The sequence below is a fragment of the Nonomuraea thailandensis genome, assembly GCF_024172165.1.
Taxonomy (GTDB): domain Bacteria; phylum Actinomycetota; class Actinomycetes; order Streptosporangiales; family Streptosporangiaceae; genus Nonomuraea; species Nonomuraea thailandensis.
Genome location: NZ_JAMZEB010000002.1, coordinates 8,359,687 through 8,373,875, shown reverse-complemented (window position 1 = coordinate 8,373,875; position 14,189 = coordinate 8,359,687). Strand labels below are relative to the sequence as shown.

12 protein-coding genes are annotated in these 14,189 nt (G+C 71.2%); 8 read left to right on the top strand and 4 right to left on the bottom strand.

Translation table 11 applies throughout. The features are described from left to right. Positions 1 to 182 precede the first annotated feature (182 nt). The 7 genes from HD597_RS42175 to HD597_RS42145 all read left to right on the top strand — a co-directional run bounded on the left by HD597_RS42175 (position 183) and on the right by HD597_RS42145 (position 9,858). A complete protein-coding gene (locus HD597_RS42175) occupies positions 183 to 1,172 on the top strand; it encodes a LacI family DNA-binding transcriptional regulator (RefSeq protein ID WP_253750738.1) in 990 nt (329 codons plus the stop codon). 302 nt (positions 1,173 to 1,474) lie between these two features. Next, positions 1,475 to 2,827, top strand: a complete 1,353-nt coding sequence (locus HD597_RS42170) for an ABC transporter substrate-binding protein (RefSeq protein ID WP_253750735.1) — start codon at positions 1,475 to 1,477, stop codon at positions 2,825 to 2,827. A 4-nt stretch (positions 2,828 to 2,831) separates the two neighbouring features. Further along, complete coding sequence (locus HD597_RS42165) at positions 2,832 to 3,698, top strand: carbohydrate ABC transporter permease (protein ID WP_253750732.1); 867 nt, start codon at positions 2,832 to 2,834, stop codon at positions 3,696 to 3,698. Beyond that, the gene (locus HD597_RS66185; protein WP_253750729.1) at positions 3,695 to 4,627 is read left to right on the top strand and encodes a carbohydrate ABC transporter permease; all 933 of its coding nucleotides are present in this window, start codon (positions 3,695 to 3,697) and stop codon (positions 4,625 to 4,627) included. Before HD597_RS42165 ends, HD597_RS66185 begins: the two co-directional genes overlap by 4 nt. 4 nt (positions 4,628 to 4,631) lie before the next feature. Next, positions 4,632 to 6,149 carry a glycoside hydrolase family 13 protein gene (locus HD597_RS42155; protein ID WP_253750726.1) on the top strand — a complete coding sequence of 506 codons (1,518 nt, stop codon included), beginning with the start codon at positions 4,632 to 4,634 and terminating at the stop codon, positions 6,147 to 6,149. 48 nt (positions 6,150 to 6,197) lie between these two features. Next, positions 6,198 to 9,485: a tetratricopeptide repeat protein gene (locus HD597_RS42150; RefSeq protein WP_253750723.1), complete on the top strand. Its 3,288-nt coding sequence runs from the start codon at positions 6,198 to 6,200 to the stop codon at positions 9,483 to 9,485. A gap of 1 nt (position 9,486) precedes the next feature. Continuing rightward, the gene (locus HD597_RS42145) at positions 9,487 to 9,858 is read left to right on the top strand and encodes a hypothetical protein (protein WP_253750719.1); all 372 of its coding nucleotides are present in this window, start codon (positions 9,487 to 9,489) and stop codon (positions 9,856 to 9,858) included. Between the two features lie 8 nt (positions 9,859 to 9,866). Here the strand turns inward: HD597_RS42145 and HD597_RS42140 are convergent, their stop codons facing one another. After that, complete coding sequence (locus tag HD597_RS42140; protein ID WP_253750716.1) at positions 9,867 to 10,340, bottom strand: GNAT family N-acetyltransferase; 474 nt, start codon at positions 10,338 to 10,340, stop codon at positions 9,867 to 9,869. Between the two features lie 64 nt (positions 10,341 to 10,404). On the opposite strand from HD597_RS42140, the gene HD597_RS42135 reads away from it, so the two are divergent. Further along, a complete protein-coding gene (locus tag HD597_RS42135; RefSeq protein WP_253750713.1) occupies positions 10,405 to 10,932 on the top strand; it encodes a carboxymuconolactone decarboxylase family protein in 528 nt (175 codons plus the stop codon). Positions 10,933 to 11,015: 83 nt separating this feature from the next. On the opposite strand, the gene HD597_RS42130 is transcribed toward HD597_RS42135, so the two are convergent. Genes HD597_RS42130 through HD597_RS42120 form a run of 3 tightly spaced genes read right to left on the bottom strand, consistent with a single transcriptional unit; the run spans position 11,016 to position 14,187 of the window. Next, on the bottom strand, positions 11,016 to 11,891 hold the full coding sequence (locus HD597_RS42130) for an aminoglycoside phosphotransferase family protein (protein WP_253750710.1): 876 nt from the start codon (positions 11,889 to 11,891) through the stop codon (positions 11,016 to 11,018). A gap of 5 nt (positions 11,892 to 11,896) precedes the next feature. Then, positions 11,897 to 13,141 (bottom strand): phospholipase D-like domain-containing protein, encoded by a 1,245-nt coding sequence (locus HD597_RS42125; protein WP_253750707.1) that lies wholly within the window; start codon positions 13,139 to 13,141, stop codon positions 11,897 to 11,899. Positions 13,142 to 13,191: 50 nt separating this feature from the next. Further along, positions 13,192 to 14,187, bottom strand: coding sequence for a LacI family DNA-binding transcriptional regulator (locus HD597_RS42120; RefSeq protein WP_253750704.1), 996 nt, complete (start codon positions 14,185 to 14,187; stop codon positions 13,192 to 13,194). Positions 14,188 to 14,189: the final 2 nt, after the last annotated feature.

Genomic DNA, 14,189 nt, shown 5'->3' with positions numbered 1-14,189 from the left:
CCGCAATATTTCGACTTCATTTCGCAAACAGTTGACTGACTCTGAAGGTGCTCCACCGTCTTCTGTTGCTGGTCAGAGAGCGGCAAGCGGCAGGAAGCCCGGTGTGGGCGCGGTGCAAGGCGCGACGTTCGATCCACGTAAGCCGTTGCAAGCGCTTGCGTGGAAGGCCGTATAGTTTGCGCATGACGCGACGACTCGCAGAGGTGGCCAAGAAGGTCGGGGTGAGCGAGGCGACCGTGAGCCGCGTGCTCAACGGCAAGCCGGGGGTGTCCGACGCGACCCGCGAGGCCGTGCTGACGGCGCTCGACGTGCTCGGCTACGAACGTCCCACCCAGCTCCGCGGCGACCGTGCCCGGCTGGTCGGCCTGGTGCTCCCCGAGCTGCAGAACCCGATCTTCCCCGCCTTCGCGGAGGTGGTCGGCGGCGCGCTGGCCCAGCAGGGCTTCACCTCCGTGCTGTGCACCCGCACGGTCGGCGGCGTCTCCGAGGCCGACTACGTCGACCTCCTGCTCCAGCAGCAGGTCAGCGGCGTGGTCTTCGCCGGCGGCCTGTACGCCCAGGCCGACGCCTCCCATGGCCACTACGAGCTGCTGCACGAGCGCAAACTCCCCACCGTCCTGGTCAACGCCGCCGTCCAGCACCTCGACTTCCCGCAGGTGTCGTGCGACGACGTGGTGGCCGCCGAGATGGCCATCGCCCACCTGCGCGCGCTGGGCCATGAGCGGATCGGCATGGTGCTCGGGCCCAAGGACCACATGCCGTCGCGGCGCAAGCTCAGCACCTTCCAGGCTTCCGGCGGGGATGCCGAGCTGGTCGAGCACACGATGTTCTCCCTGGAGGGCGGGCACGCGGCCGCCGCCCGCCTGGTCAGGCGGGGCGTCACGGGCGTCATCTGCGCCAGCGACCTGCTCGCCCTGGGCACCGTGCGCGCCGCGCGCCGCGCCGGGCTCGCCGTGCCCGCCGACATCTCGGTCATCGGCTACGACGACTCGGCCCTGATGAACTGCACGGAGCCGCCGCTCACCACGGTCCGCCAGCCCATCGACGCGATGGGCCGGGCGGCGGTGGACCTGCTGGTCGCCCAGATCGACAAGGCGGTCGTGCCGGCGGACGAGCTGCTCTTCGAGCCCGAGCTCGTCGTCCGCGCCTCCACCACCCGAGCCCGGGCCTGACCCCGGCCCCACGCGACCGCGCCACGGGCGCGGTGATCGATGAGGCCAGGCCGCCGGCGTGCGGCGTGGTGCGGACACCGGCGTGCGGTACGCGTCCGCGCAGTGTGCGGGCGCGTGCGGTCGTGCTGTGCGCGCCGTGCGGTCGTGCCGTGCGCGCCGGGCGGCCGGCGCGCGCCGGTCCGCGTGTCCGCGCACCCCGGCAGGCGTAACATAGTCGTTATCTTGCAATACGAAGTCGAAATCTTGCGGACCAACGTCGCGGATCCTATGGTGTGGGCACCTCGCATCAGAAGGGTCAGACCATGCAGAGATCCACGGGACTCTTGCTCGTATCCGCGCTAGCCCTGTCCACCGCCGCCTGCGGCTCAGGCAGCGAGCCCGCCACCCCCAGCGCCGGCGGCGCCAAGGCCGTGTCGATCACGGTGGCCTGCCAGCCCGCCAAGTCCGCGCCGAAGGAGCGGCAGGCCTGGGACGACGACGTGGCGGCGTTCATGAAGGCGAACCCCGGCGTGACGGTCAAGAGCACGGACCAGCAGCCGTGCTTCGACCCCAAGACGTTCGGCCCCAAGCTGGCGGGCGGCCAGATGGAGACGGCGTTCGTGGTGCCCGTGACGAACTACAACGACGTGATCTCCAAGGGTCAGGCCCTCGACATCACCTCGCACACCGGCGCGATCAAGAACTGGAACGACCTGCGCTCCGACCACAAGGAGCTGGTCACCAGGGACGGCAAGGTCTACGGCGTCCCGAACGTGCACTACAGCGTCGGCCTGGTCTACAACCGCGCCCTGTTCACCAAGGCCGGCCTGAACCCGGACGCCCCGCCCACGACGTGGGCCGAGGTCCGCGAGGCGGCCAAGAAGATCGCCGGGCTCGGCGCCGGCTACGTCGGGTACGGCGAGTACTCCGGCGGCAACACCGGCGGCTGGCACTTCACCCAGGCCATCTACGGCCGCGGCGGCGACATCCTGACCCCCGACAACAAGAAGGCCGCGTTCAACTCGCCCGAGGGCAAGGCCGTGCTGCAGACCCTGCACGACATGCGCTGGGTGGACAACAGCATGGGCACCAAGCTCCTGGTCGGCTGGGAGTCGCTCATGGTCGCCATGGGCAGCGGCAAGGTCGGCATGATGCTCGGCGCGCCCGACGTGGTCACCGACGTGGTCAACAAGTTCAAGGGCAACGTCGCCGACTACGGCATCACCGGCTTCCCCGAGGCGAAGGCGTCGCTGAGCGGCGGCGAGGCGTTCATGATCAACCCGAAGGCCACGCCCGAGGAGGCCAAGGCCGCGCTGGCGTGGATCGACTTCCGCTTCAACACCGTCGGCAAGGGCCGCTTCGACTTCGCCCGTGGCAAGACGCTCGGCAACCCCGTCGGCGTCCCCGACAACGCCGTCTACGGCGACTCGCCCACCGGCCAGGCCATCCAGGCCGACCGCGTGAAGAACGCCTCGCTGCCGGTCACGAACTACGAGACCTACGTCCAGGCAGCCGGCACGATCCCGCCCAAGGCCGAGCCGCTGCACGCCCAGGAGCTGTACGCCATCCTCGACGTGGCCATGTCGGGCGTGCTGAGCCGCAAGGACGCCAGCATCGACGAACTGCTCGCCGACGCGGAGACGAAGGCCAACTCGGTGCTGGCGGCCAAGGGCTGACCCTATGCAGATCTTGAGGCGCAATCTGACGGCCTACGGGTTCTTGTGCGCGGCGCTGGCGTGTTTCACGGTGTTCGCCTGGTATCCGATGGTCAGGGAGTTCATTCTGAGCTTCCAGAAGACCGACCTGATCAACGAGCCGATCTGGGTGGGCCTGGACAACTTCGTGACGGCGTTCCAGGACCCGGCCTTCGGCGAGGCGTGGCTCAACACGCTGGAGTTCACCTTCCTCGCACTGGTGTGCGGCTATGCCGTGCCGTTCGTCGTCGCGCTCGTGCTGAACGAGCTGCGCCACGCCCGGGCCTACCTGCGGTTCGTGGTCTACCTGCCGGTCATGCTGCCGCCGATCGTGGCGGTGCTGCTGTTCAGGTGGTTCTACGATCCGGGGCCCGGGCTGTTCAACCAGGTGCTCGACGTGTTCGGCCTGCCGCCGCTGGCCTGGCTGGACAGCTCCTCGACCGCGCTGATCTCGCTGGTCATCGTCTCGACCTGGATGAACATGGGCAGCGCGACGCTGATCTACCTCGCCGCGCTGCAGAACATCCCGCCGGAGCTGTACGAGGCCGCGGAGCTGGACGGGGCCGGCATCTGGAAGCGCATCAGGCACGTCACGATCCCGCAGACGCGGCTGATCCTGCTGCTCATGCTGATGTTGCAGATCGTGGCCACCATGCAGGTGTTCATCGAGCCGTACATGCTGACCGGCGGCGGCCCGGAGAACGCCACGGTGACGGTCGCGTACCTGATGTTCCAGAACGCGTTCACACTCCAGGACTACGGCTCCGCGGGCGCGCTCGGCATGATGCTGATGATCGTGCTGCTCGTGTTCGCCGCCTTCCAGCTCCGCCTGACGAGGGAGGACAAGGCGTGATCTCCGTCGGAGCCCGGGCGGCTACCCGGGGCAGGCGGGGCAGGAAGCGCTCGCCGAGGCCGATCGAGGTGCAGTTCCGTACGATCGTCTCGCCGCACCAGCTCAACAGCAGGTGGGGCCGGCGCATCTACTGGCTCGTGCTGGCAGCGGTGCTCGTGCTGTTCACGACGGCGTTCGTCTTCCCGCTCTACTGGATGGTCACCGGCGCGCTGAAGACGCCGGAGGAGCTGGCGCAGATGCCGCCCACGTTCTTCCCGGCCGATCCGACGCCGGACGCCTTCTTCGAGGCGTGGGACCTGTTCGACATCGGCACGCTGCTGCTGAACACCGGCTACTACTCGCTGGGCGGCTGGATCGTGTGCATGGCCGTGGACGTGTCGGCGGCGTACGCGCTGTCGAAGCTGCGGCCGATGTTCGGCAACGTCATCCTCGGCATGATGCTGGCCACGCTGATGATCCCGGCGATGGTCGTGCTCATCCCGCTGTACGTGACGGTCGTGGACCTGGGCCTGCTCAACAACCCGTGGGCGCTGTGGCTGCCCGCGGCGGCCAACGGCTTCAACATCTTCCTGCTCAAGCGCTTCTTCGACTCGATTCCCCGCGAACTGATCGAGGCCGCGCAGATCGACGGGGCGGGCGCGGTGCGGATCCTGCGTTCGGTGGTCCTGCCCGTCTCCCGGCCCATCCTGGGCGTGGTGTCGATCTTCACGATCGTCACCTCGTTCAAGGACTTCGTCTGGCCGCTGCTCGTCATGACCGACAGCGACAAGATGACGATCAGCGTGGGCCTGTCACAGACGGCCGGGGCCGTCACCCAGAACCAGGTCATGGGCGGCCTGCTGATCACCAGCATCCCCATGATCATCGTTTTCTTCATCTTCCAACGGCACATCATGGCGGGACTCACCGCCGGAAGCATCAAGGGATAAGCGCATGTCGCAAACGTGGTGGCGGGGGGCCGCGATCTACCAGGTCTACCTGCGTAGTTTCGCCGACGGGAACGGCGACGGCGCCGGCGATCTCGCCGGCCTGCGCTTCCGCCTGCCGTACCTGAAGGATCTGGGGATCGACGCCATCTGGCTCAACCCGTGGTACCCGTCGCCGATGGCCGACGGCGGCTACGACGTGGCGGACTACCGCGACATCGAGCCGGTCTTCGGGACGCTGGGCGAGGCCGAGCGCTTCATCGAGGAGGCGCACGAGCTCGGCATCAAGGTCATCATCGACGTCGTGCCGAACCACAGCTCCACCGAGAGCGCCTGGTTCAAGGAGGCGCTGGCGAACCCGGCGGCCCGCGACCGGTTCTGGTTCGCCGACGAGCCGCTCAACGACTGGCAGTCCATCTTCGGCGGCTCGGCCTGGACGCAGGTGCCCGACGGGCAGTGGTACCTGCACCTGTTCGACCCCGGGCAGCCGGACCTCAACTGGAACAACCCGGAGGTCCACCAGGAGTTCGAGGACGTGCTGCGCTTCTGGTTCGACCGGGGCGTGGACGGCGTGCGCATCGACTCCGCCGCGCTGCTGATCAAGTCCGACACCGCCTACGAAGACCTCGACGAGGTCCACGACGTCTACCGTCGGTGGCGCGAGGTGGCCGACGAGTACGACGAGCGCATCCTGATCGGGGAGGTCTGGCTCCCCGACCAGGAGCGTTTCGCCCGGTACCTGCGCCCCGACGAGCTGCACACGGCCTTCAACTTCGACTTCCTGTCCTGCGCCTGGGACCCCGCCGACCTGCGCAGGTCCATCGAGCTGACGCTGACCACGCACACCCCCATCGGCGCCCCGCCGACGTGGGTGCTGTCCAACCACGACGTGACCAGACCCGTCACCCGGTACGGCCGCGCCGACACCTCCTTCGCCCACGGCGGCGCCCTGCACGGCAGCCCGACGGACCTGGAGCTCGGCTACCGCCGGGCCAGGGCCGCGGCGCTGCTGGCCATGGCGCTGCCCGGCTCCGTCTACGTCTACCAGGGCGAGGAGCTGGGCCTGCCGGAGGTGGAGGACCTGCCGGACGAGGTGCGCCAGGACCCGATGCACGCCCGCTCCGGCGGCACGAACCCGGGCCGCGACGGCTGCCGCATCCCGCTGCCGTGGTCGGGCGAGGAGCCGCCGTTCGGCTTCGGCACGGGCACGCCGTGGCTGCCGCAGCCGGAGGGCTGGCGCAAGCTGACGGCCGAGGCGCAGCGTACGGACCTGGGGTCGATGCTGAACCTCTACCGTACGGGGCTGGGCATCCGGCGTGAGCTGCTCGGGGACGGCACGCTGACCTGGCTGCCGCTGGGCGAGCAGGTGCTGGCCTTCACCCGTGACTCGGGCCTGACCTGCGTCACGAACCTGGGCGCCAACCCCGTGCCGCTGCCGGCGGGCAGGCTTCTGCTGGCCAGCGGCCCGGTCGTGGACGGCCTGCTGCCGTCCGACACCACGGCCTGGCTTTCCCCGGAGAGCTGACGATCCGGCACGCTAGCCTTGAGGCAGTCAGCCTGGGCGGGTGTGCCGATGATCGATCGGTTGCTGGTGGACATCGCGGACGGCGGGCTGCTGTCGTTGTCCATGTGGCAGGCCGGCGAGCTGCCGCAGCGCGTCGGCGAGCCGGCCCCGCTGGTGCTGCCGCTCGACCAGGGCTCGCTCGAAGACCTCCGCTGGTATCTGGAGGAGTACCTCAACCACCCCTACGCCGTGTACGCCGGCCGCGGCTCCGGCATCGCGGCCCGGCTGGCGGCGTGGGGGGAGGGCCTGTTCCACGCGGTCTTCGGCACGCCCGAGGCGCGGGCCGCCTACGCGGTGGCGCGGGCCGGGGGCGGCCAGGTCGAGGTGGTGATCCGGTCCGCCTCCGCGCGGTGGCTGGAGCTGCCGTGGGAGCTGATGCGCGATCCCGGCAGGCAGCGGCCGATCGTGCTCGACGGCGTCGCGGTGACGCGCAGCCTGCCCGTACAGGACCTGAGCGGGTCGTTCCCCGCCGCCGAGGGGCGGCTGCGGGTGCTGATAGTGATCTCCCGCCCGGAAGGGCGGGACGACGTGGGCTACCGGATGATCGCCCGCCCGCTCCTCGGCATGCTCGACGCGGTACGCGGCAACGTCGACCTGGTCGTGCTGCGCCCGCCCACTCTCGACCGGCTCCGCCGGACGCTGCGGGAAGAGCCCTTCCAGGTGGTGCACTTCGACGGTCACGGCGCCTCGGACGGGGCGGTCGTGTTCGAGCAGGAGAGCGGAGGACCGGACCGGGTGCCCGCGGAGAAGGTGGCGCAGGTCCTGTCGGAGGGACGCGTGCCGGTGGTGGTGCTCAACGCCTGCCGGTCCGCGCAGGTCGCGACCCACCTGGCGCAGGGCGGGGCCGCGTCCGTGGTGGCGATGGCCTACAGCGTGTACGCGGTCGCGGCGGCCGAGTTCATGGCCGCCTTCTACGAGCGCCTGTTCGCCGGCGACCGGATCGCCGACGCCGTGACGGCCGGCCGTGCCCGTCTGGCGCTGCGCGACGGACGTCCCAGCCCCAAGGGGAGGCTGCCGCTGGAGGACTGGCTGGTGCCCGTCCACTACCTGCGGCGCGACGTGAGCTTCCCCGATCTCCGCACCGAACGCACGGGCGCGTCCCTGCACGACCTGCTCGACCAGCCGCACGAGGAGCCGTCCTCGGACGACGACCTGGCCCCGGTCGGCGCGTTCGTGGGCCGCGACGACCTGTTCCACACGCTCGAATCGGCCGCCCGCCTGCAGCGGGTGGTGATCCTGCACGGCCCGGGCGGCGCCGGGAAGACGGAGCTGGCCAAGGCGTTCGGGCGCTGGTGGCGGGACACGGGCGGGGTCGATCGGCCGGACTGGGTGATCTGGCACTCCTTCGAGCCGGGAGTCGCCTCGTTCGGGCTGAGCGGCGTGGTCGACGAGGTCGGCCTGCGGGTCTTCGGGACGGACTTCGCGCGCAGGGACGCCGGGCAGCGCCTCGCGGCGGTGCGCCGGCTGCTGCGCGAGCGGCGGTTGCTGCTGATCTGGGACAACTTCGAGTCCGTGCACACGATGCCCGACCCGCTCACGCCACCGCTGTCCACCACCGAGTTGGACGGGCTCAGGCACTTCCTGCACGAGGCCGGCCCGGTCCTGATCACCAGCCGCAACCCCGAGGAGTGGCTCGGCGACCTGCGGCGCGTCGAGGTGGACGGGCTGAGCGCCGACGAGGCCGTCCTGTACGCCGACCACCTCCTCGAACCGTTCCCGGAGGCCGGGAGGCGGCGCGAGAGCCCCGCGTTCGCCGAGCTGATGGAGTGGCTGGACGGCCACCCGCTCAGCATGCGTCTCGTCCTGCCCCACCTGGCCACCACCGGCCCGGCCGCCCTGCTCGCCGGGTTGCGCGGCGCCGTGCCGCTGCCGGGGCCGGCCGGCGGGGATCGCCTGGCCTCGCTCGCGGCCAGCATCGGCTACTCCTTCGAGCGCCTGCCCGAGGCCGACCAGCGGGCCCTGGTCGTGGTCGCGCTCTTCCACGGCGTGGTGGACGCGAACCTGCTGGAGTGGCTGTCGGGGATCCCCGACGTGCTGGAACGGGTACGCGGGCTGACGTCCGGCGACTGGACGCGGATCCTGGACGGCGCCGCCGCCGTCGGGCTGCTCACCCGGTTCGGCAGGGGGATGTACCGGATCCATCCAGCTCTGCCCGCATTTCTCCTCCAGCGTTGGCGGGCCGAGGGCTCCTTCGCGGAGCAGCACGCCGCCGCTCTCGACGCGATGTTGCAGACCTGCTCCGCGCTGGCCGACTACCTGCTGCCGGAGCTGTCGGGCGGCAGCGCCAGGGCGGGCGTCCTGCTCACGCAGGTGCACGCGCGCAACCTCGGCAGCATGCTCGCCCACGCCATCGAGCAGGAGATCTGGGACCGCGCCCAGTGCATCGCCCAGACGCTGGACAGGTACTGGGAGATTCGCGGGTCCAGCGAGGAGGCGCAGGGCTGGGCCGACCGCATGCGGCTGGCGCTGGAAGGCGCTGACGGGAGCCCGCCCGATCTGGGCAGCGCCGCCGGTCGATGCTGGGCCTTCGTGGTGAGCGCCGAGGCGGCCAGATCGGTGCTCGCCCAGCGGATCGGCCAGGCCCACGAGACGTACACGGCGCTCCTCGATCACCTTGAGCGGCAACCGCCGAGCCCCGACCGGCAACGGGTGTTATCGGGCCTGTACCACCAGCTCGGTGTGGTGGCGGGGGAGCGGGCGCTCTGGGACGAGGCCGAGCGGTGGTACCGCACGTCCATGGCCATCGACGAGGAGCGCGGCGAGCGGGCGGGCCTGGGCAGGTGTTACCACCAGCTCGGCCGGTGCGCGCAGGAGCGGGGGCGCTGGAAGGAGGCCGCGCGCTGGTTCCGCAAGGCGCTGGCCATCGGCGAGGAGCTCGGCGACCGGGCCGGCACGGCCGCCTGCTTCCACCAGCTCGGCGTGCTCGCGCAGGAGCGCGAGCGGTGGGACGAGGCCGAGCGGTGGTATCGCCGGTCCCTGGCCGTCCACGAGGACACCGGCGACCGGCCGCATGCCGCCGTCACCTACCACCAGCTCGGCCTGCTGGCGCAGGAGCGACGACGCTGGGCCGAGGCGGAGCGGTGGTATCTCGCGGCGCTGACCGTCAACGAGGAGCTCGATCGCGGCGGCCACCTCGTCGCCAACTACCACCAGCTCGGGGTCATGGCGGTGCAGCTCGGCCGGCCGCAGGAGGCGGAGCAGTGGTTCACCCGGGCGCTCGACCTCGCGCGGTCGCTGGACATGCGCGCGGACATCGACCGCGAGCACAGATCGCTGGACACCCTGAGAAGGAGCTGACGTGCCCGACCCAGTGCCCGACCCAGTGCCCGACCCGGTGGCCGAGGGTGCCAGAGCCGTCGCCCGCAGCCTCGGCCTCACCGCCGACGTGGAGACCGCCCTGCGAGCCCGCCGCCCCGACCAGTACGTGGACCCGGTCGCCCTGGCCTCCCTGATCGTCAGCGCCGCCGCCCTGGCCTGGACCGTCTACCGCGACCTCAGGAAGAAGACGGACACCCCGTCGGCGGACGTCGTCACCCGCACGGTCCGCACCGAGCTGCGCCGCTCCCGCACGCTCACCACCCGCGACGACGAGATCATCACCCTCACCGTCCAGGAGACGCTCACGGCGATGCACAGCACCCAGGAGGGCTCCGGCGACGCGAAGACGTGATCAGCCGGTCAGGGTGTCAGCGTCACCACATAGCGCCGCAACCCTCCCTCCACCCCCTCGAACACCGCGCCCAGCCGCTCGGCCAGCCGCTGGGAGGTCACGTTCCCGTCGTCGGTCTCGATGAGGATCTCCTTCAGCCGGGCCCGCCGCCCTGCCGCGAGCACCGCCTGGGCCGCCTCGGCGGCCAGCCCGGCGCCCCGGTACCCGGGATCCAGGCTGTAGAGGATCTCCACCCGCTCCTCGCCGTGCCGCCGCAGCCCGCACACCCCGATGAGCACGCCCTCCAGGAAGACCTGCCACAGCCCGTACCCGCGCCGCGCGAAGTCGGCCTCGCTGTCGCGCAGCAGCCTTCCGGCCAGCCGGGGATCGACCTCCCTGTCGTCGAACAGGTAGCGCCTGACCTGCGGGTCGTTCCAGTGCCGCACGAGCGCGCCGAGATCGCGCAGCCCGGCGGGACGCAGCTCCAGCCGTTTCGTGGACATCACCGTCATGCCTCCACAGAACACCTCGCCGGGGGCGCCGAGAAGGGCCGGTTACGATCGCGGGATGGCACGCCTGCGCAGGACCCCACCGGAGGAGCTGGACCCGGAGGCCCGGGCGCTCCACGACAAGATCACCTCAGGCCCGCGCGGCCGGTTCATGGTCGACGGGGAGGGCGGCCTCACCGGGCCGTTCAACGCGATGCTGCTCAGCCCGCCCCTCGGCGACCCGCTCCAGGAGCTCGGGGCCGCCATCCGCTACCGCTCCACGCTCACCGGCCGGGCGCGGGAGCTGGCGATCCTGGTCGTGGCCGGGCACCAGGACAGCGCGTTCGAGCGGGCCGCGCACGAGCCGATCGCCCGCGAGCTGGGATTCACCGAGGAGCAGCTCCAGGCGCTGCGCGACGGCTCGCCCCTGACCCTCGCCGACCCGGCCGAGGCGGCGGTGCTGCGCGTGGCCCGCGCTCTGGTGGCCGAGGGGGATCTGGACGAGGAGGAGTACGCGGTGCTGGGGGAGCGGGAGCTGTTCGAGCTGACCACGCTGGTCGGCTACTACTCCACGCTCGCTCTCCAGCTCCGCGTCTTCCGCGTGTGAGACGAGTGTGAGACGAGTGTGAGACGCGTGTGAGACGCGGGTGAGATCGGGTGCGATGCGGGTGAGCCGCGGATGAGCCGAGCTCAGCGGGTGGCTCCGCTGGGGTCGTCCAGCCAGGTCCGCAGCACCGCACGGGCCCGGTCGGCCTGGTCGGGGAAGCGCAGCGCCCTGGCCAGCACCCACAGCGTGCCCTGCAGCCCGCGCGCCGCCAGGAACGCCCGCAACCCGGGCCCGTCGGGATCGGCCCCGTACGCCCGCACGGCAGCCCGCCCGTCGAGCCGCGTCGTGCGCAGCAGGCACGCCAGATCCCACTCCACGGGCGCGGCCATGCACTCCTCGAAGTCGTTCCAGAGCAGCCCGCCGGGCGTGGCGAGCAGGTTGCCGGGATGCGCGTCCCCGTGCACCGCCCGCACCGGCCCGCCGAGCCGCTGCGCCAGCGTGGCGTGCGCCTCCCGCAGCCGGGCCAGCTCGCCGTCCCCGACCAGCCGGGAGCCCGGCCGCGCCAGCAGGTCGAGCAGCCGCGCGGGCTCGTCCAGCACCGGCCCCAGCCGGGGCAGCTCGCAGGGGAAGCCGCGCAACGCCTCGTGCAGCTCCGCCAGCATCCGCCCGGCCACCTCGGGCGGCACCGCCTGACCGGGGTCGTGCCGGACGTGCGCCCAGAAGGACATCGCGACCCCGTCCCGCCGGTGGGGGCCGGGGGGCAGCAGCTCGCTGGGCGGCACGACCGGCGCGCCCGCCCCGTGCAGGTACGACACGACCGCCACCTCCCGCCCCAGCGCCTCGGCCGGGTCGGGCCGGCCGAGGGCCGTGGTGGTGGGCACCCGCGCCACGACGGGCGCGGGCCGCAGCAGGATCCGGAGGTTGAAGGAGTCGTTCAGCACCACCGGCTCCAGCACCCGCACCCCGTGCTCCCGCGCGACGGCGACGGCGGCGGACACGGCGGCGCTGCGGGAGATCATGTCCCCTATTGTCTACAGGCGCTGCGCAGCCCGTAGAACCAGGACAGGTACCGGTCGTGGACGGCCCGGCCGGAGATCCGCACGAACGCGTCGTCCGCGTTCTCCATGTACGTGAAGTTCGCGCTGCCCGTGTAGACCCGCGGAGTGATGTCGTCGTCGTAGAACCCGTCGATCATCATGAGCTTGTTGTGCGTGACCACGTCCCGCGTGCCCACCCTGAACCGGCACGGCGTGACCTGGATGGCCCGCCCGTTCACGGTCCTGGCCAGCGCCTGCCGGATCGTGTCGTCCACGTTCTTGGTGGTGGCGCCCGCCGCGTTCTCGTAGTACACGATGTCCACCCAGCAGTTCTCGCCGCGCAGCCGGACCAGCTCGTTCGCGATGGCCAGCCGGTTCTTGTTGAACGCGGTGAGCGCCATGCGGATGTCGGTCTGCCGCGTCACCCCCGCCTCGTCCTGGTAGCTGCACTCGATGAGCCTGAGGACGGACACGATGGGGTCGGGGTCGGAGACCGGGCGGGGGAAGAAGGTGGCCCGGTGGGTGGTGCCGGTCGGCGAGGTCCAGTAGTAGCCGGGGTTCACCGCCTTGCGCCGTCCCGCCTGAAGGTCGGCGAAGTAGGTGCGGTAGGCGTTGTAGACGGTGGCGTCGGTGAAGGTGTAGGCGTCGTTGTAGGAGTTGTACAGGTACCAGTCGGACAGGTTCGAGGAGGTCTGGAAGACCACGTTGGGATGGCTGACGCCGCCGGCCACCACGCTGGAGAACAGCGCGAACTTGCTGTGCAGGTAGTTGCGGCCGATGCAGCCGCGATCGACGGCCGACTCGTCGGGATACTCGCAGCGGATCACCCAGGAGCCCGCGGACTCGGAGGTGCCGAGCGCGGCGGCGAGGGTGGCGGTGACGGCGTCGTTGGCGCCGTTCTCCATGCTGTCGAGGATGACCTTGACCTGCACGCCGCGCTGGTGCGCGGCGACGAGCTGGTCGGCGACCTCGCTCGACCGCTGGCCGGGGGAGAACTGGTGGTTGACGAAGCGGATCTCCGCGCCCTGCGGCGTGGCCTTGATCAGCCGGATGAGCTGGTCCATGACGGCCGACTGCGCGGCGCTGGGGACGCCGGCCACGCCCGAGTCGGCGGTGGGGTCGTTGAACACCGGCGCGTTCAGCACGGGCGGCCCCGTGACGTCCGCCCGCGCGGGGCTCGTGATCGCGAGCAGGCTGGTGACGACGCATAACGCCAGGAGGACTCGTCTCATGTGCGGTTCCCTTCGATGGGGGGCAGCACCATGATTATTTGCCAGATCGGCTAGGCCGACTCCCTGATCACCAACTCCGTGGGCAGGATGATCGGCTCGCTCGGCCCGCCCTCGAACAGGTTGAGCAGCAGCCTGACCATGGCCGCCGCCTGCTCGACGACCGGATGCCGGAGCGTCGTCAGCGGCGGCTCGGTGTATTTGGCCGCCTCGATGTCGTCGAAGCCCACCACCGCCACGTCGTCGGGCACCCGCCGCCCGGCCTGCCGCAGCGACTGCAACGCCCCGACCGCCATCAGGTCGTTGGCCACGAACACGGCGTCCAGCGCCGGATCGTCGCCGAGGAGCTGGCGCATCGCGACCGCGCCCGACTCGCGGGTGAAGTCGCCCACCGCCACGATCGAGCGGCGGTCGGAGTCGCGCAGCACGTTGCGGTAGCCGGACAGCCGGTCCTGGCCGGCGATCATGTCCTGTGGCCCGGCGATGGTGGCGATCCTGCGCCGCCCCGTCTCCACCAGGCGCCGCACCCCGGCCTCGGCCCCGCCGACGTTGTCGTTGTCGACGAACGGGATGTCCACCGGCACGGCCGGCCGCCCGTACGAGACGACCGGCACGCGCAGCCGCGACAGCGCGGCCGGCAGCGGGTCGGCGCCGTGCATCGACAGCAGCATCACGCCGTCGACGTGGCCGCCGGAGATGTAACGCTCCACCCTGGCGTGACTCTTGGGCGAGGACGCGAGCATCAGCACGACCTGCTTGTTGATCGCCTCCAGCTCCACCGAGGCGGACCTGATCGCCGTGGAGAACAGCGGGTCCTCGGAGAAGACCCGGGTGCCCGGCTCGCTGACGACCAGGGCCACGGAGTCGGTGCGCTGGGTGACCAGGCTGCGCGCGGCGGAGTTGGGAACGTAGCCCAGCTCGTCGATCGCGCGCAGCACGGCGTCGCGGATGTGCGGCGCCACCGTCGTCTGACCGTTGACCACCCGGGAGGCGGTGGCGCGCGAAACGCCCGCGCGGGCGGCGACCGCCTCAAGGGTCGGGCGTCTCATGT